This window comes from Flavobacterium cyclinae (assembly GCF_021172145.1).
GTDB classification, from domain to species: domain Bacteria; phylum Bacteroidota; class Bacteroidia; order Flavobacteriales; family Flavobacteriaceae; genus Flavobacterium; species Flavobacterium cyclinae.
Genome location: NZ_CP089095.1, coordinates 244,595 through 263,009, shown reverse-complemented (window position 1 = coordinate 263,009; position 18,415 = coordinate 244,595). Strand labels below are relative to the sequence as shown.

Below are 18,415 nucleotides of genomic sequence, written 5' to 3'. Positions count from 1 at the left end.
CTGAACACTGAACACTAAATTAAGCTTCTGCTAACATTTTCTCTCCAGCTTCGATAGCTTCTTCGATAGTACCTTTAAGGTTAAATGCTGCTTCTGGTAAGTGATCTAACTCACCATCAATAATCATGTTAAATCCTTTGATAGTATCTTTAATATCTACTAATACTCCAGGAATACCAGTAAATTGCTCCGCTACGTGGAAAGGCTGAGATAAGAAACGTTGTACACGACGCGCTCTAGCAACTGCTAATTTATCGTCTTCTGACAACTCTTCCATACCTAAGATAGCGATGATATCTTGTAATTGTTTGTATTTTTGAAGAATCTCTTTTACTCTTTGAGCACACTCGTAGTGATCTTTACCTAAAATTTCCGGAGTTAAGATACGAGAAGTAGAATCTAATGGATCTACTGCAGGATAAATACCTAACTCAGCAATTTTACGAGACAATACTGTTGTTGCATCTAAGTGAGCAAACGTTGTTGCAGGAGCCGGGTCAGTTAAGTCATCCGCAGGTACGTAAACCGCTTGTACAGATGTAATAGATCCTTTTTTAGTTGAGGTAATACGCTCTTGCATCGCACCCATTTCTGTTGCTAATGTAGGTTGGTACCCTACCGCAGATGGCATACGACCTAAAAGTGCAGACACCTCAGAACCTGCTTGTGTAAAACGGAAGATGTTATCAACGAAGAAAAGTACGTCTTTTCCTTGTCCATCTCCTGCTCCATCACGGAAATATTCAGCAATTGTTAAACCTGATAAAGCAACACGAGCACGTGCTCCTGGTGGCTCATTCATCTGACCGAATACGAAAGTAGCTTTAGAATCTTTCATTAATTCTTTATCTACTTTAGCTAAATCCCATCCTCCATTTTCCATAGAGTGCATGAAATCATCACCATATTTAATAATTCCTGATTCTAACATCTCTCTTAAAAGGTCATTTCCTTCACGAGTTCTCTCACCTACACCAGCAAATACTGATAAACCACCGTGACCTTTTGCAATATTGTTAATTAATTCTTGAATCAATACGGTTTTACCTACTCCAGCACCACCAAATAATCCAATTTTACCTCCTTTAGCATAAGGCTCAATTAAGTCGATTACTTTAATACCTGTAAATAAAACTTCAGTAGAAGTTGATAAATCTTCAAATTTTGGAGCAGGTCTGTGAATTGGTAAACCACTTTCACCTGTTTTTGGTAAATCTCCTAAACCATCGATAGCATCACCGATTACATTAAATAGACGTCCAAAAACCTCACCACCAATTGGCATTTGAATTGGAGCTCCAGTAGCAACTACTTCAGCACCTCTAGACAAACCGTCTGTAGAGTCCATAGAAATTGTACGAACTGTATTTTCTCCAATATGAGATTGAACTTCTAATACTAATAAAGTACCGTCTTTTTTAGTGATTTCTAATGAATCGTAAATTTTTGGTAACTCAGCATTTGCATCATTAAACACGACGTCAACAACTGGTCCGATAATTTGTGCAACTTTTCCTGTGATTCTAGACATTGCTTATGTATTTATTTAATAGCTAATTAATGTTGAAAAAATGATGTATTTTTCCGAGTGCAAAGATAGTTTTTTCTAAAACAATTTTGCAATTTATTTTTTGAATTTTTTGCAATAAAAAAGCGAAATTATACAATTTCGCTTTTAATTTGTTATTCTACGGTTACAGATTTTGCTAAATTTCTTGGTTGATCAACATTACAACCTCTTAAAACTGCAATATGATACGACAATAACTGTAATGGAATTGTAGTTAATAATGGTGTAAATGGTTCGTTAGTTTCTGGAATTTCAATAACGTGATCTGCTAAAGCTTTTACTTGAGTATCTCCTTTAGTTACCACTGCAATAATTTTTCCACTTCTTGATTTAATTTCTTGAATGTTACTTACCACTTTATCATAGTGTCCTTTATTTGGTGCAATAACAATAACCGGCATGTGCTCATCAATCAAAGCAATAGGTCCGTGCTTCATTTCAGCTGCTGGATAACCTTCTGCATGAATATAAGAGATCTCTTTTAATTTCAAAGCTCCTTCTAAAGCTACTGGGAAATTATATCCCCTACCTAAATATAAGCAATTCGATGCGTCTTTGTAAATTTCGGCAATTTTTTTAGCAATATCATTTGTTAATAATGCTTCTTCAACTTTTTCAGGTATCAACTCTAATTCAAGCAAATAACGTTGGTAATCAGAATTACTTAAAGTACCTTTAGCTTTAGCCAAACGAAGTGCTAACAAAGTAAGAATTGTAATTTGCGTAGTAAATGCTTTAGTAGATGCTACTCCAATTTCTGGTCCAGCGTGTGTATAAGCTCCTGCATGAGTTTCACGAGAAATGGAAGAACCAACCACATTACAAACTCCAAATACAAATGCTCCATTTTCTTTAGCCAACTTAATAGCGGCAAGAGTATCAGCAGTTTCACCAGATTGAGAAATTGCAATTACCACATCATCTTTATTAATAATAGGATTTCTATATCGGAATTCAGATGCGTATTCTACTTCAACAGGAATTCTTGAAAATTCTTCTATAATATATTCGGCTACCAATCCAGCATGCCATGAAGTTCCACATGCCACAACCAAGATTCGTTTAGCATTTAAGAATTTTTCCAAATTATCTTCTACACCCGACATTTGTACTATCCCTTTATTAGCCAAAAGTCTTCCTCTATAAGTATCTTTGATTACACTTGGTTGCTCATAGATTTCTTTCATCATAAAATGATCGTAACCCCCTTTTTCAATTTGCTCCAAGTTTAATTGAAGTTCTTGAATATAAGGATCAACCAAAGAATCGTCTTTAATTTTTCTAACTTTTAATGGTTTGTGTAAACGCACAATTGCCATTTCTTCATCTTCTAAATAAATAGCATTTGACGTATACTCGATAAAAGGTGTTGCATCAGAAGCAATAAAAAATTCTTCTTCTCCAATTCCAATTGCTAGTGGACTTCCTAAACGTGCTACTATAATTTCATCAGGTTTTTCAACATCAATTACTGCAATTGCATAAGCACCAATAACTTGGTTTAATGCAATTTGAACCGCATGACCTAACTTACAATTTTCTTTTTTCTTAACTTCTTCAATCAAATTAACCAATACTTCAGTATCTGTATCCGATTTAAAAGTATAACCTCTTTTGATTAATTCTTGTTTTAAAGGTTCGTAATTTTCAATAATTCCATTATGAATAATTACTAATTTTCCAGAGTTTGAAAAATGAGGATGCGAATTAACATCATTAGGCACACCATGAGTTGCCCAACGCGTATGCCCCATACCTATTTTACCAATTGTTGTATTTTCTTCTTGCGCTTTTGCTTCTAAATCAGATACCTTACCTTTAGTTTTAGATAATTTTAATTCGTTACCGTCATATAAAACGATACCTGCACTATCATAACCTCTATACTCTAAACGGTGTAATCCTTTAATAATTACAGAATAAGCATCTCTTTTGCCTATATATCCTACAATTCCACACATAAATTAGTTCGGTTTAGTGAAAAATATTTCAAGTTTTAATTTCATTGGTACTACGTTACCATTGTCGTCTGTATAAGTAGCAGTACTCAATGGACCATGTAAAACAGTTCCTAGGGGATTTAATATTGATGCTAGTGGTATTGAATTAACCGCAAATCCATTAGCCGATATAGGGGTTTTTACAGCAGCACTTGCCGTAAGGTTTATAGACTCTGTTACTGAAACTCCAATTTTAATATTATCTTGGAAATCACCATTAGTATCTGCTTTTAAAACGCTCTTAATATGTTCTGTTAATCGCACAGTATACTTAATTCCTTTTTTAGGTTCGTCAGTTTCTCTTTCAATGATTCCTCCAAAGATAACTTTATTATTCTTAGGATTAAAACTTGAAGAACTATCGTAAGAATAATCCACTATTACTTTATTATTTGTAGCATCAAAAATATAAATTCTTTGAGGTTCTTCGTCTTTATCAACCGCTACCATTTCATCTTTTTCAATGAAAAAAGTCAATCGAGCATCATTGATTAACCAATTATTATCAGCAATATCATCTCTCAAACGCTGAAGTTCAGTAGCATTAAATAAATCTATAAAAGCTACAGATCCATTTCCTCCTTTAATATATAATTTTTCATCCCCTAACACATCATTAGAATTGTTAATTCCTGTTTGATAATCAGAAGAATAATTATACTCTAATAAATTGATACTATTATTTCTTAAAGTTGAAGAAGAATTATATCCCATTTTTAAAGAAAACTCTCTTCTTGTTCTTATTGGATTCGGATTTTCAACTGTTGGCTCTGCAGAAGCTTTATATAAAATTTTAAGTTCTGCTTTAGAGAAATCAAGAATAGCTAAAGCTCCCTGTCCTGGATTAATTTCTTCTACCTCAAACAATAATCCTCTGAAATAATTTTTGAAAATATTGTTGTTAAATAAATTTCCAGTTGCTGTAGCATCGATAATTTTTTGTTGAAAAAAACTACTTTTTAAATCCAACCAAATCCCTGGTGTTTTTCTGTCTTTAATAACCCTAAGTGATGCATCGTTTTGATCAGAAAGCACAGCTCCGTTACTATCTAGATACAATCCTGCACCATCCGTTTTATAGATATACAATTCTTTTTTACTAAAATAAAACTCATTATTTTGATCTACATTTGAACTGTTATTCAACAATTCTGAACCTTTAAATGGGTCAATTAAATTTTTATCATCACTGTAGTATTTTTGAGCACTTTGTAAATTATCAGAAGGATCAAAATCTCTTAAGTAATACCCATTTTCTAAAACTGATAATTTAAATTTTCCTGTTTCAGGATTTCCATAAATTGAATCCAATTCATAAATTCTTTCACCTGAAGTTTCAGTGGACTCTAGAGTACTGAAATAAGGAACATACAAGTAAACAGAATCAATTACAGGGTCATATCCAAAAGACGGATTTTCTGTACTTAATTCAACTTGAGTAACAAAATGAGCTTTTGTTATTCCAAATTTAGGATTGTTATAAATCCCCAATGCATTTAGAGGTAAATTATTTGCTTGAACAGGACCTGTTGCTTTTGTATAGGCAATTAAATTTTCAGCTTCATATTTCTCTAAATCAAAATGATTATCTCCAATTACATCCGATTCTAAAGTATTAAAATCCTTGTCACATGACAATAAAGAGAGAAAAAGAAATAAAAGTGTAGCTATTTTTAATAAATTATTTTTCATAGTGGTAAAACCCTTTTTATAGTAAGTGATTCTTTATAAACGAAGTATATTCTTCTTTAATGGTATCTTTAGAGGCGAAAGGTAAAAAAGGTTTTTTTGTACTTTCTATAAATTTTGTTAAAGTTGGAGATAACACTTGAGAACCTGAAACCAAAGCATCAGAATGAGCAATACAAACTTTCATCAAATTTTCATAAGTTGGACTACTTAAATCAGCTACAGAATTTGCATCAATATTATCAAATAAAATTTTGTTTAAAAATTCACTGTTCAGTTCCCCTTCAAAACCTTGTTCATAAACAGAAGTAACTATTTTTGTTTCAGCAAAAATACCTTCATCTTTATAGTAGTGTTTTAAATAAACAGGTAAAAGTGCTGCCATCCATCCATGTACGTGAATAACATCAGGAACCCAATTTAATTTTTTTACCGTTTCAACAACTCCTTTAGCAAAGAAAATAGCTCTTTCATCATTATCTGAATATAAAATTCCATCTTCGTCTGAAAAAGTAGCTTTTCTTTTGAAATATTCATCGTTATCAATAAAATATACTTGGATTCTTTCTTTAGGAATTGAAGCAACTTTGATAATAAGAGGCATATCCATATCATTTACCACTAAATTCATACCTGATAAACGAATAACTTCATGCAATTGATGTCTTCTTTCGTTAATATTACCATATCTAGGCATAAAAATTCGTATTTGTCCCCCTAAGTCATTAATCATTTTTGGCATTTCATACGACTGTAACGAAACTTCATTTTCGGCTAAATAAGGCACCACTTCAGATGATACATACAATATCCTCTTATCTTCCATAATGTATTCTAGTTTATTATTGGTTTAAAAAACCTTGCAAAATTACAAAATTTTATGGATTTATCTACTAAAATAGTAAGTTTGCAACTGATTTAATCCATATAAAAATGCTCATTTTTAATAAAAAGTCTGATTTAAGCGCTTTTTTAAGCCCCTTAATTCAACAAAATAAATCGATTGGATTTGTTCCTACGATGGGTGCACTTCACAAAGGACACTTGTCTTTATTAGAAAAATCGCTTTCTGAAAACGAAATTACTGTGATGAGTATTTTTGTAAATCCCACGCAATTTAACAACTCTGAAGACCTAGATAAATATCCTAGAACTCTTGAACGTGATATTCAAATTATGCAAGAAGTAAGCAATACTATTATTGTTTATGCCCCAGAAGTTGAAGATATCTATGAAGGTAAGACCGTTTCTCAATCTTTTGATTACGATGGTTTAGAAAACCAAATGGAAGGAAAACATCGCCCAGGACATTTTGATGGCGTTGGAACTATAGTTAAAAGATTATTTGAAATTGTTCAACCAAACAAAGCATATTTTGGCGAAAAAGATTTTCAACAATTACAAATTGTAAAAAAATTAGTTGAAAAAAATAACATTCCGGTTGCTGTAATTGGTTGTCCTATTCATAGAGAAGACAGCGGATTGGCTATGAGTTCAAGAAATGAGCGGTTATCAGAAACGGCAAGAAAAAATGCAGCTATCATTTATCAAATTCTGAATTCGGCAAAAGAAATATTTGCAACAAATTCAGCTGAAGCAACTGTAAAATGGGTTGAAAACGAATTCCAAAAACATCCTGATTTTCAACTAGAGTATTTTGAAATTGCTGACGAAACAACGCTTTTACCTGTCAATACCAAAGAAGCAGATAAAAAATACCGAGGCTTTATTGCAATTTTTATTGAGAATATTCGATTAATAGATAATATTTCACTAAATTAATTACCTTTGCATCATGCAAATTCAAGTAGTAAAATCGAAAATTCATCGAGTAACCGTAACAGGTGCCGATTTGAATTATATTGGGAGTATCACCATAGATGAAGCTTTAATGGAAGCATCTAACATTATTGAAGGTGAAAAAGTACAAATCGTTAACATTAATAATGGAGAACGATTAGAAACGTATGCCATCAAAGGACCAAGAAATACCGGTGAAATTACTTTAAACGGACCAGCCGCTCGCAAAGTGCATCGTGGTGATATCGTAATTATAATTTCTTATGGAATTATGGACTTTGAAGAAGCTAAAAAATTCAAACCTACTTTAGTTTTTCCTAACGAGAAAGATAACTCTTTAACATAGTTTGAAAGCTAGTATACGAAAATTTTTAAGTCTAACTATCCCTTTGTTGATTGGGTTAGGAATTATTTATTATCAGTATACTACCCTTTCACCAGATGAATTAGAAAAAATTAAAGTCAGCTTCATAAAAGCCGATTATTTTTACATTTATTTATCCCTTTTTATAGCACTTTTCGGATTTTGGTCTCGTGCTTATCGTTGGAAATTTGCTCTTAATCACTTAGGATATCAAACAAAGTTTCACAACGATTTACTTACCGTTTGTGTTTCCTATTTTGTAAACCTTACCATACCTAGATCAGGTGAAATTTCTAGAGCTGCTTTACTAAAAAAATATGAAAACGTTCCATTCGACAAGGGATTTGGAACAATCGTTGCAGAACGAATCGTAGATTTAATGATTTTCTTTTTATTTGTAATTGTTGCCTTCCTATTACAATTTGAAAAACTTTATCAATTTTTAATTGAAAAACTACCGGTAGAAAAAATTTTATACTTATTAGCTGGTGGAATAATCATTTTTATTCTTTTTATAGTAGTTTGGATTTATGCTGAATGGAAAATTATTCAGAAATTAAAAACCAAATTATCGGGTTTAATTGAAGGCATGACGAGTATCTTAAAAATGAAAGACAAATGGAACTACATTTTTCATTCATTTTTTATTTGGTTCTCTTACCTAATTATGTTTTATGTTACCATTTTTGCGCTTCCTGAAACTTCAAATATTAGCTTTGATGTAGTAATTATGGGGTTTATTTTTGGAAGCCTAGCCGTTGGTTTTACTAATGGTGGGCTTGGCGCATACCCATTAGCAATTGCAATGATTTATTCGCTATACGGTATTCCCAATGAAGTAGGAGTTGCTTTTGGTTGGCTAGTATGGGTTTCTCAAACATTATTAACTATTTTATTGGGATTATTATCATATTTACTATTACCTATTTTAAATAAAAAATAAATTGCTAAATTGCTAATCTATTTTTAATCAAACTATTTAAAATGAAAACCCCTATTACATTAATTATCTTTCTATTTAGTTTTTTCCTTTTTGCCCAAAAAAACACTGAAACTTTAGAAACTAAAAAACTTGGAACAAGAACATTTACAGTTGTTACTCCTCCGTCTTACGAAACCAATCCTGAAAAAAGCTATCCTACTTTATTAGTTTTAGATGGAGAATATTTATTAGATCCTTTTGAAGGAATTCTAAAATATGGTGCATACTGGGACGATTTACCTGAAATGATTATCATCGCAGTAAATCAAAATTATGGCGAAACACGATTTGCCGATAGCGAATTTGATGACGCAGGATTTCCTTCAGGAAATGGAGCCAATTTCTTTGAATTTATTGGTCAAGAACTTTATCCATATGTAGATAAAAAATATCGTACAATCCCATTTAGAATGATTGCAGGCCATGACACTACTGCTGGTTTCTTGAACTTTTATTTGTACAAAGACAATCCCATTTTCAACGCCTATATTTCATTAGCTCCTGAAATGGCTCCTGAAATGGAAAAACGTATTGCTGAACGATTGACTAAAATAACGAAACCTATTTTCTATTATCAAGCTACTGGCGAAGGGGATTTAAAAGAAATTAACGAAAAAGCAGGAGAATTAGATGCCAATATCAAAGCGATTCCAAATGCTTCTTTTAAATATCAAAACGATGCTTTCAAAGGCGCTTCACATTATTCGTTAGTGGCTAAAGCAGTTCCTAATGCTATCTATTTTATTTTTGATGGTTACCAACCCATTTCAATGGTAGAATTCCAAGATAAAATTTTAAAATTAGATTCGGGTTATACTGATTATTTAATTGCAAAATATGACGAATTAGAAAAGCGTTTTGGATTTAAAATGAAACCTAGATTATCTGATTTTAAAGCTATTGAAGCTGCTATTTTAAAAAACAAAGCATATAACGAATTACAACCATTAGCGGATTTTGCTGATAAACATTATCCTAAAACTATTTTAGGAACTTATCATCAAGCTTTGTATTTTGAAAAAACTGGAAATTATAAAAAAGCAGTTAAAACGTACCAACGAGCTTTTACTCTTGAGCCAATTCGCGAATTGACTAAAGATTTCATGTTAAACAGAGCCGAAGCATTAAAAGGTAAAGATGATAAACCAACTGAAGATGTTCCGGCAGAAGCTCCTGCAGAAGAAACACCAACAGAAGAACAAAAACAAGAATAAAACCTTATGAGTAAAGTAAAAACGGCTTTTTTTTGCCAAAACTGTGGCACCCAATATTCGAAATGGCAAGGACAATGTAATGCCTGTAAAGAATGGAATACTATAGTTGAAGAATTGGTTCAAAAGGAAGAAAAAGTCGCTTGGAAAACTACAACCGCAACTTCTAAAGCCGTTACAAAACCTTTACTCGTAAAAGAAATAGACACTGCACAAGAAATCCGATTAAACACGACAGACAACGAGTTGAATCGGGTTTTGGGTGGTGGATTAGTACCAGGTTCCTTAACGTTATTAGGCGGCGAACCAGGAATAGGAAAAAGTACGTTACTCTTGCAAATTGCTTTAAAATTACCTTATAAAACCCTTTATGTTTCGGGAGAAGAAAGCCAAAAACAGATTAAAATGCGTGCCGAACGTATTACTTCGAATGGCGATAATTGCTACATTTTAACCGAAACCAAAACCCAAAATATCTTCCGTCAAATTTTGGAAATTGAACCCGATATTGTCATTATCGATTCGATTCAAACTTTACATACCGATTACATTGAATCGTCAGCCGGAAGTATTTCACAGATTAGAGAATGTACAGCCGAGTTGATAAAATTTGCCAAAGAAACCAATACACCCGTACTTTTAATCGGGCACATTACCAAAGACGGCACCATAGCCGGACCCAAGATTTTGGAACACATGGTCGATACCGTTTTGCAATTTGAAGGCGACAGAAATCACGTGTATCGAATTTTACGTTCGTTAAAAAACCGTTTTGGGTCTACTGCTGAGTTAGGGATTTACGAAATGCAAGGTTCTGGCTTACGCGAAGTAGATAATCCATCTGAAATTTTGATTTCGCATAAAGACGAACAACTTTCAGGAACTGCTATTGCTACTACTTTAGAAGGCATGCGTCCGTTGATGATTGAAATTCAAGCCTTAGTAAGTACTGCAGTTTATGGAACGCCACAACGCAGCACCACAGGTTACAACGCAAAACGCTTAAACATGATTTTAGCGGTTTTAGAAAAACGTGCTGGATTTCGATTGGGAACCAAAGACGTTTTCCTTAACGTTACAGGCGGAATTTCTGTAGAAGACACTGCAATTGATTTAGCAGTTGTGGCTGCTATTTTATCCTCAAACGAAGACATTGCTATTGCTGAAGGTTTTTGCTTTGCAGGAGAAGTAGGACTTTCAGGCGAAATCAGACCCGTTAACCGTATTGAACAACGCATTCAAGAAGCCGAAAAATTAGGATTTACCACGATTTTTGTTTCCAAACACAACAAAATTTCATTGAAAAACACAGGAATCAAAATTGTTTTAGTGGCTAAAATTGAAGATGTGGTGAGTGAGTTGTTTGGATAATGGATGATTTAAAAGAAAGAAGATTAAAAAGCCTTGATTATCGAATTCAAGAGTTAGAAAATCAACCCGATTATTTTAAAAAATATGGGTTACGATTACTTTTAATTGGAATACCTATTACTATTATTACTCCTGAATACACTACAAGAGGTTCAAAAAATTTAATCTATTATTTTAACTACGATTATCCTTTGTGCTATTCGGTTATAGCATTATCTTATATTGTACTTTGCATTATTATGCTAGTTACTTTTAAAATTCAAGACAAGAAAAAAATTAAGAAATTAAAAGAAGATAGAGAGATGGTTGATTTGTTTAGGAGATAAATTAGACCTGACAGGTTTTTGAAACCTGTCAGGTCTGAAAATACTCTATCGTTGTGGTGAGATATACGAGTGTTAGGTCCTATAATATAAATTACTTAATATAAATTTCAATTACTACATCACCTGCATCATAACTTTTGACTTTAAGCATTGTTGAAGTCAATTCTAAAATTTCATAAGTAAATGTTTCATTTCCTGGCTCAGGATCATCCCAGGTAAAAACTATATTATTACCGTTTATAGTATAATCTGCATTTTCAGTAATATCTTGACCATTTGAACCTAAATTATAATGGGTAAAAAAAGCTCTTTGACTTGATGTAAATTCAATTTCAATATCGTGAGTACTTATTTCCTCTCCATTTATAGTTGTATTTTGTAAAAACCATGTACCAACCAATCTTTCTGAGTCAATTGAATTTGAATTTTCATCATTTGAGCATGAAAAAATAAAAAAAATGAATGTTATAAGTATAAATTTCTTCATAATGTGTTGATTTTTAAATAATGTATTTCTAAATATTTGTTTTTTGTTGTTTTATTATAATTAATTTCTTGAGAATATCACAAAATAATCAGGATCTCCTGGCTGAATATCGTCTGTTGCCTTAAGTTTTAAATATTCATCTGTAACTGATACAACTTGGTATGTAAAAACATCGCCCCAAATATTAATTGTCAGGTTGTTTCCATTTAAATTCCACGTACCATTCCCAGAATTACTTATATCAATTTGACAATTGTTTAAATAGGAAGATTCAATATAGTTGCCATCATTAACAAACTCTACATTATCTTTGATATTAGAACATGAATGAGGCCAATCATAAGTCCCAATATCAATTCCGTTAATTTCATTTATTTCTTGGTAATAATTCCATTTACCAATTATTCTTTGGTCATTAGAGTTATCATCATCATTAGAGCACGAAATAGTAAGTATTTGAATACATACCAAAATAAATATTATTTTTTTCATTTTAATTAAATAAGATTAAACATAATTTTTAGGCAAATATACAAAAAACTCTTAATAAAGAGGTTGCTTTTTAAGAGTAACAATAAAACATGTCTTTTTATTCATTTGCATATATTAAATAGCAATAGATATTGAGGAAATGGATGAAGAAATATTTTTAAAAAAAATTGGAGAAAAGCTAAAATTTTATCGTAAAAAAGCTGGTTATTCTAATTATGAATACTTTGCTTATGAGAATAATATTAGCAGACCTCAGTATGGAAAATATGAAGCTGGCGCCAACATTCAACTAAATACTCTTTATAAAATACTGAAAGCTCTTAAAGTTACACCAGAAGAATTTTTTAAAGGAATTGAATAGATAAATAATTTAAATCCCCTCCAACAACTCCAGCACCTTATTCACTGATTTCACATTATCAAAAGTCAGTAATAAACGTAAGCCGTTTTTGGTTTCTTTTTCTTTTATTTTACAAACATTGCTATTGCGTTGGGCAAATTGTAGCACTTTCATAAAACGGTTACTTTGGTAGAAATCGCTTTGTTGGTCGCCAATGAAATAACCCACCATTTTACCTTGTTTCATCATCAAACGTTCAATTCCCATCGCTGTGGCTTTCCATTTGATGCGCACGCTGTTTAGTAACGCAATCGCTGGTTTTGGTAACGCTCCAAAACGGTCGATTAGTTTTTGTTCAAATTGTTGTAAAGCTGCTTCGTCTTTAATTTGGCTTAATTCGTTGTATAAATTCAAACGTTCAGTAATGTTGTTGATGTACTCATCTGGGAACAGCAATTCAAAATCGGTATCAATTTGAATGTCTTTGACAAACTCTTTGGTTTCGATATCGTTTTCTTCTTGGTACAAGTCTTTGAATTCGTTTTCTTTCAACTCGTCAATGGCTTCGTTCATGATTTTTTGATAGGTATCAAAACCAATTTCATTGATAAAACCACTTTGTTCACCACCTAATAAATCTCCTGCACCACGAATTTCCAAATCCTTCATTGCAATATTGAAACCGCTTCCTAATTCGCTGAATTGTTCCAAAGCCGTAATACGTTTTTGCGCTTCTCCCGTCATCATCGAATACGGTGGCGTAATGAAATAACAAAACGCTTTTTTATTACTTCTTCCCACGCGACCACGCATTTGATGCAAATCAGACAATCCGAAATTATTTGCATTATTGATGAAAATAGTATTGGCATTTGGTACATCTAAACCGCTTTCGATAATGGTAGTTGCGACCAAAACGTCAAATTCGCCTTCCATAAAAGCCAACATCAATTCTTCTAATTTTTTTCCATCCATTTGACCGTGACCGATGCCCACTTTTGCTCCTGGCACCAATCGCTGAATCATTCCGGCAACTTCTTTGATGTTTTCAATTCGGTTATTGATGAAATAAACTTGGCCACCACGTTGAATTTCGTAGGAAACTGCATCGCGAATGACTTCTTCATTAAAACGAATCACTTGCGTTTCAATCGGATAACGATTGGGTGGAGGCGTTGTAATTACCGATAAATCTCGAGCCGCCATCAACGAAAACTGTAACGTTCTCGGAATCGGAGTTGCCGTTAAAGTCAAGGTATCGACATTCGTAGCTATGGTTTTCAATTTGTCTTTTACGTTTACTCCGAATTTTTGTTCTTCGTCGATAATCAACAAACCTAAATCTTTAAACAGGACATTTTTATTCACCAATTGGTGTGTTCCAATCAAAATATCGACTTTTCCTTCTTGCAATTTTTGAAGCGTATCGGCTTTTTGTTTCGTAGTTCTAAATCGGTTCAAATAACTCACGGTAACTGGCATATCTTTCAAACGTTCCGAAAATGTTCGGTAATGTTGATAGGCTAAAATGGTTGTTGGAACCAAAACCGCGACTTGTTTTCCATTATCTACCGCTTTAAAAGCTGCACGAATGGCAACTTCTGTTTTTCCAAAACCAACGTCACCACAAACCAATCGATCCATCGGACGTTCGCTTTCCATGTCGGCTTTTACATCGGCTGTTGCGGTAACTTGGTCAGGCGTATCTTCGTAAATGAAAGAACTTTCTAATTCTTTTTGCAAATAACTATCGGGTGCAAACTGAAAACCTTTATCTAATCTTCGCTTCGCATACAACTGAATTAGGTTGAACGCAATGTGTTTTACACGTGCTTTTGTCTTTTGTTTTAAGGCTTTCCAAGCGGTGCTTCCTAATTTGTATATCTTAGGAGGCGCGCCATCTTTCCCATTGTATTTTGAGATTTTATGTAGCGAATGAATGCTCACATACACAATATCGTTATCAGCATAAACCAATTTTATGGCTTCTTGCGTTTTGCCTTCTACTTGAATTTTCTGCAAGCCACCAAATTTTCCAATGCCGTGATCGATGTGCGTTACATAATCGCCAACCGATAACGAAGTCAGTTCTTTTAAGGTAATCGTTTGCTTTTTCGAATACCCATTTTTGATGGAAAACTTATGGTAACGCTCAAAAATTTGATGGTCGGTGTAACACGCTATTTGATTTTCTTCGTCTATAAAACCCTCAAATAAAGGCAACACCATGGTTTTGTATTGCTTGCGAATGCTTTCATGATTGGCTTCATCAATATCTTCAAAAATAGCATGAAAACGACTCGCTTGATTTTCATTGGAACAACACAAATAATTTTTGTAACCGTTGAAATGATTCTCACTCAAATTGTTCAACAACAAATCAAATTGCTTATTGAACGAAGGTTGCGGCTGAATAAGAAATTCAACTTTTTTATCGGTTTTAAAAACAGCGTTCGTATGCAATTCAATAACTGAAAAATCAAGTGCTCGTTTTAAAAATTGCTTTTGATTTAGGAATAATTCTTCGGGTTTTGCGTGTTGGATATCTTTAGATAATTTCTCGAAAGCTTCATTGGCTTTGTCGAATAATTTATCCAATTGTTGGCCTAATAATTCGGTATTTTGAATAACTAAAACCGTTTTTTCGTTGATATAATTTAAGAAACTTTCACGATTTTCTTGCAGTAATTTATTTTCTACATTTGGAATGATGGAAATCTTTTTCAGCTTTTCAACTGACAATTGAGTTTCCACATCAAAACTTCGGATGCTATCGACTTCGTTTCCGAAAAATTCAATTCGGTACGGATTATCATTGGAAAACGAAAACACGTCGATGATTCCACCACGAACGGAAAATTCGCCTGGTTCGGTAACAAAATCGACACGTTTGAAATTGTATTCAAATAAAGTTTCGTTGATAAAATCAATTGATAAATTATCTCCAACCGAAAGTTTTAACGTGTTTTTTTCTAACTCTTTTCGAGTAACTACTTTTTCAAAAATGGCTTCTGCATACGAAACAATAATTGCTGGTTTTTTGCGTGAATTGATTCGATTTAAAACTTCAGCACGAAGCAGCACATTAGCGTTGTCGGTTTCTTCAATTTGGTAGGGTCTTCGGTACGAACTTGGGTAAAAAAGAACGTCTTCGGCATTAATTAGTTGTTCTAAATCGTTCAAATAATAAGCCGCTTCTTCTTTATTACTGAATAAAATCAGGAAAGGAAGTTCAGATTTCGAAAATAACGAATTTGCCACAAAAGACAACGACGAACCAACCAAACCCGTCATCTGAGACTTTTGGCGCGCTGCGAATGTACTTTCTAAAACGGCAATCTTTGGTGACTTATCGTAAATGGATATAATGTCGGACTTGCTCAAAATGATTCTTTTTATGATTTACAAAAATAAAAAAACCACTACGTTTTCAATAGAAAAGTAATGGTTATATTTAGGTTGTAATAATTTAAAATACAAACTTCTTAACTACAGAAACAGCGTTATCTAATTTTATATCAACCAATAAAGCTTGATTGTGAGCATTTAATTCTGATAAAATTACCTGTGATGCATTTAGGTTATCTTTAGATAAAATGATTCTCCCTTGTAAATCATAAACTTTTAAACTTTGAATATTTGATTTTGAAGAAACAATCTTAGGTTGATTTTGGTAATTAAAGATGTAAACCGAACTTTCAATAGAAGTAAAAGGATTATTTGAAAGTGAAGCATCTTGATAATGAATTACAAAACGATTATCAAATACACCTGCTGCACTTGAAAAAGTATAAGGTGCTGCTTTTAAATCGTGGAAAATATTAAGGGCTTTATCCTCTAAAAACACCTCTTTATCAGAGAAATAAATTCCTAATTCAGAAATGGTAATATCAAAATTTGTTACTGCCGAAATTGTAGATTTAAATCCTAATGGCACTTGATCTGTAACTTCCCAAGGCATTGCTTTTGCTTGAATTGCTAAATTATGTCCTGGAATAATAGAATAAAAACTCACATATTGTCCATCAATTTGATCTCCATCAATCCCTGAATCATAATCATTTGTAGCTCCTGTAACATATAAAATTACTTGCTGTTTAAAAGCACCTCCTGAATTTGACAAATCCAAACGAATTAAATTATCATCTGCTTCATCAAAAGTTTCATTTTGCGAACTTGTATTTCTAAAAAACCCAGTATTAGTACCTGTAACTCTCATACTATTCGTAAATGTTACGCTTCCTGTTGCTGTACTAGAAGCAAAAAAACCTTGTCCGGCTGCCATATACTTTGAAGGAATTGCCCCTCCTGAATTCGCAGCTGTTCCTGCTAAACTTGTTCGTACAGCGTAATCATTTGATGAAAAAACATTAGCAGAAATAGCCGTATTATGAGTCCAATAATACAACGTATTTAAAGTTGTATTTGCTATTAATGTTTGAACATTTATTGCTGATGGATATGGATTTGCCAATAAATTATAATTTAGTACCGTTTTTTCATACACACTAACTGTATAATTACCATTATTGGGAACACCATTGAAAACTCCATTAAAAACAGTGGGTGTTGTATTATAATTTTGAGGAGCCATGATGGCATATCCCTTTCCTGGAAGCATTGTACTATTTGGATTTTCTGTTACCCAATTATTCACAGTAGGATTTGCATTAAAAGAATAAAATCTTGCAGTTGAAGTAAGTGGTGAAAATAAATTTAATTTTTGTCCCAAAACGGGTGCTCCCCAATAGGTGTATTGGTATTGAATCATTGGTGTAGCATTTCTCTTGTAGGTAATATTTCCTAAATTGACTGCTGTTGCATTATTTTGAATTAATGAAGCATTATTCTCAAAAATTAAATTGGATCCTGTAGTTACTTCTACATTATTCTCTATTATTAAATTGTGATTGGAATTGATGGTTACACTAGCATTATTTAATACCGTAACTGAACAAGCCGTTATATTTGATACAGAAGAATAATTTCCACTAAATACCACATTTTTATTACTGTTTGGCTCACCTTTATCCCATGAAGAACCATCCCAAGTGGTTGTCATGGCGCATTTTTGAACTCGAATATTATTAAAATGTAAATTATTTAAATCGTTATTAGAATCTGTATTCCCTACGTATAATTTAAAACCAGAAAATTGACCAACTCTAACCCCTGAAGTATACAAATCAGTACCTCTATTTATTATAACTTCATATGAATTAGTATCTATTTGATTTACTTGAAGAATAAAAACAGATGCTTGGTCATAATTCCAACCTAAATCAGCAATTGTAGATGTAGAATACACATCGGAACCAACATTAAAATTAAATAGTAATCCAAAATTTTGATCCATTAAATCAATTCCTTTGTATCCATTTCTGTAGGCAATTGCTAAATCAATTTTAAAAGATTGTCCTGGTAATAAATACTGACGTCCTCCTACTGCTGGTGAACCTGTATTAGTTAAAAAACGTTGTGCATTAGCTTGTACAAATGTTCCTACCGGATTTGCATACATGGAAAACGAACTTCCTGCAGTATTGACATCTCCAAAACCTTGAGCAGTTGAGTTTCCTATAAAATGTCCAGCAAAATGAGATGCATCTGTATTTTGAGTCCATAAATCCCAACTAGAAAATCCGGTTCCCAAATTACTAGCGTTTACCCAAGAACTGTAATTAGAAGCCTCATCTAAAAATAGAGTAGATTGAGCAATACTAAATTGTAAAAACAATAAAGCAATTATCCATTTTATTTTATGTTTATAACTTGTTTTCATA

15 protein-coding genes are annotated in these 18,415 nt (G+C 32.7%); 7 read left to right on the top strand and 8 right to left on the bottom strand.

The features are described from left to right. Window positions 1–19: 19 nt before the first annotated feature. The 4 genes from atpD to LOS86_RS01245 form a co-directional block, all read right to left on the bottom strand. Complete coding sequence (gene atpD, locus LOS86_RS01260; protein ID WP_231842858.1) at window positions 20–1,531, bottom strand: F0F1 ATP synthase subunit beta; 1,512 nt, start codon at window positions 1,529–1,531, stop codon at window positions 20–22. A gap of 152 nt (window positions 1,532–1,683) precedes the next feature. After that, window positions 1,684–3,531: a glutamine--fructose-6-phosphate transaminase (isomerizing) gene (glmS, locus tag LOS86_RS01255; protein ID WP_231842219.1), complete on the bottom strand. Its 1,848-nt coding sequence runs from the start codon at window positions 3,529–3,531 to the stop codon at window positions 1,684–1,686. Window positions 3,532–3,534: 3 nt separating this feature from the next. Beyond that, window positions 3,535–5,262, bottom strand: coding sequence for a BamH family beta-barrel-assembly machinery protein (gene bamH, locus LOS86_RS01250; protein WP_231842857.1), 1,728 nt, complete (start codon window positions 5,260–5,262; stop codon window positions 3,535–3,537). Window positions 5,263–5,278: 16 nt separating this feature from the next. Continuing rightward, window positions 5,279–6,085, bottom strand: coding sequence for a glycogen/starch synthase (locus LOS86_RS01245; protein ID WP_231842856.1), 807 nt, complete (start codon window positions 6,083–6,085; stop codon window positions 5,279–5,281). A gap of 107 nt (window positions 6,086–6,192) precedes the next feature. Between LOS86_RS01245 and panC the strand changes: the two genes are divergently transcribed. The 6 genes from panC to LOS86_RS01215 are packed head-to-tail and all read left to right on the top strand — an operon-like array spanning window position 6,193 to window position 11,313. After that, window positions 6,193–7,041, top strand: coding sequence for a pantoate--beta-alanine ligase (gene panC, locus LOS86_RS01240; RefSeq protein WP_231842855.1), 849 nt, complete (start codon window positions 6,193–6,195; stop codon window positions 7,039–7,041). Window positions 7,042–7,054: 13 nt separating this feature from the next. Continuing rightward, window positions 7,055–7,405 (top strand): aspartate 1-decarboxylase, encoded by a 351-nt coding sequence (panD, locus tag LOS86_RS01235; RefSeq protein ID WP_008255780.1) that lies wholly within the window; start codon window positions 7,055–7,057, stop codon window positions 7,403–7,405. Window positions 7,406–7,451: 46 nt separating this feature from the next. Then, entirely contained in the window at window positions 7,452–8,366 is a 915-nt protein-coding gene (locus tag LOS86_RS01230; RefSeq protein ID WP_231842854.1) for a lysylphosphatidylglycerol synthase transmembrane domain-containing protein, read from the top strand. Between the two features lie 41 nt (window positions 8,367–8,407). Then, the gene (locus tag LOS86_RS01225; RefSeq protein ID WP_231842853.1) at window positions 8,408–9,619 is read left to right on the top strand and encodes an alpha/beta hydrolase; all 1,212 of its coding nucleotides are present in this window, start codon (window positions 8,408–8,410) and stop codon (window positions 9,617–9,619) included. Between the two features lie 6 nt (window positions 9,620–9,625). Beyond that, complete coding sequence (radA, locus tag LOS86_RS01220; RefSeq protein ID WP_231842852.1) at window positions 9,626–10,987, top strand: DNA repair protein RadA; 1,362 nt, start codon at window positions 9,626–9,628, stop codon at window positions 10,985–10,987. Beyond that, window positions 10,987–11,313, top strand: a complete 327-nt coding sequence (locus LOS86_RS01215; RefSeq protein WP_231842851.1) for a hypothetical protein — start codon at window positions 10,987–10,989, stop codon at window positions 11,311–11,313. Before radA ends, LOS86_RS01215 begins: the two co-directional genes overlap by 1 nt. A gap of 91 nt (window positions 11,314–11,404) precedes the next feature. Here LOS86_RS01215 and LOS86_RS01210 read toward each other — a convergent pair whose 3' ends face one another. Together LOS86_RS01210 and LOS86_RS01205 are read right to left on the bottom strand one after the other, a co-directional pair. After that, the gene (locus LOS86_RS01210; protein WP_231842850.1) at window positions 11,405–11,800 is read right to left on the bottom strand and encodes a lipocalin family protein; all 396 of its coding nucleotides are present in this window, start codon (window positions 11,798–11,800) and stop codon (window positions 11,405–11,407) included. Window positions 11,801–11,860: 60 nt separating this feature from the next. Beyond that, complete coding sequence (locus LOS86_RS01205; RefSeq protein WP_231842849.1) at window positions 11,861–12,292, bottom strand: lipocalin family protein; 432 nt, start codon at window positions 12,290–12,292, stop codon at window positions 11,861–11,863. Window positions 12,293–12,431: 139 nt separating this feature from the next. Between LOS86_RS01205 and LOS86_RS01200 the strand changes: the two genes are divergently transcribed. After that, a complete protein-coding gene (locus LOS86_RS01200; RefSeq protein WP_231842848.1) occupies window positions 12,432–12,653 on the top strand; it encodes a helix-turn-helix domain-containing protein in 222 nt (73 codons plus the stop codon). Between the two features lie 9 nt (window positions 12,654–12,662). Here LOS86_RS01200 and mfd read toward each other — a convergent pair whose 3' ends face one another. After that, the gene (gene mfd / locus LOS86_RS01195; protein ID WP_374107587.1) at window positions 12,663–15,926 is read right to left on the bottom strand and encodes a transcription-repair coupling factor; all 3,264 of its coding nucleotides are present in this window, start codon (window positions 15,924–15,926) and stop codon (window positions 12,663–12,665) included. Between the two features lie 175 nt (window positions 15,927–16,101). Then, complete coding sequence (locus tag LOS86_RS01190; RefSeq protein WP_231842846.1) at window positions 16,102–18,414, bottom strand: RemA C-terminal-like gliding motility protein; 2,313 nt, start codon at window positions 18,412–18,414, stop codon at window positions 16,102–16,104. Window position 18,415: the final 1 nt, after the last annotated feature.

Bases quoted from the DNA above. Each gene is read 5' to 3' on its own strand.
- atpD (WP_231842858.1), bottom strand. From the start codon at position 1,531: ATGTCTAGAATCACAGGAAAAGTTGCACAAATTATCGGACCAGTTGTT.
- radA (WP_231842852.1), top strand. From the start codon at position 9,626: ATGAGTAAAGTAAAAACGGCTTTTTTTTGCCAAAACTGTGGCACCCAA.
- LOS86_RS01205 (WP_231842849.1), bottom strand. From the start codon at position 12,292: ATGAAAAAAATAATATTTATTTTGGTATGTATTCAAATACTTACTATT.
- LOS86_RS01190 (WP_231842846.1), bottom strand. From the start codon at position 18,414: ATGAAAACAAGTTATAAACATAAAATAAAATGGATAATTGCTTTATTG.
- bamH (WP_231842857.1), bottom strand. From the start codon at position 5,262: ATGAAAAATAATTTATTAAAAATAGCTACACTTTTATTTCTTTTTCTC.
- panD (WP_008255780.1), top strand. From the start codon at position 7,055: ATGCAAATTCAAGTAGTAAAATCGAAAATTCATCGAGTAACCGTAACA.
- LOS86_RS01215 (WP_231842851.1), top strand. From the start codon at position 10,987: ATGGATGATTTAAAAGAAAGAAGATTAAAAAGCCTTGATTATCGAATT.
- mfd (WP_374107587.1), bottom strand. From the start codon at position 15,926: ATGACGGGTTTGGTTGGTTCGTCGTTGTCTTTTGTGGCAAATTCGTTA.
- LOS86_RS01245 (WP_231842856.1), bottom strand. From the start codon at position 6,085: ATGGAAGATAAGAGGATATTGTATGTATCATCTGAAGTGGTGCCTTAT.
- LOS86_RS01225 (WP_231842853.1), top strand. From the start codon at position 8,408: ATGAAAACCCCTATTACATTAATTATCTTTCTATTTAGTTTTTTCCTT.
- LOS86_RS01200 (WP_231842848.1), top strand. From the start codon at position 12,432: ATGGATGAAGAAATATTTTTAAAAAAAATTGGAGAAAAGCTAAAATTT.
- glmS (WP_231842219.1), bottom strand. From the start codon at position 3,531: ATGTGTGGAATTGTAGGATATATAGGCAAAAGAGATGCTTATTCTGTA.
- LOS86_RS01210 (WP_231842850.1), bottom strand. From the start codon at position 11,800: ATGAAGAAATTTATACTTATAACATTCATTTTTTTTATTTTTTCATGC.
- panC (WP_231842855.1), top strand. From the start codon at position 6,193: ATGCTCATTTTTAATAAAAAGTCTGATTTAAGCGCTTTTTTAAGCCCC.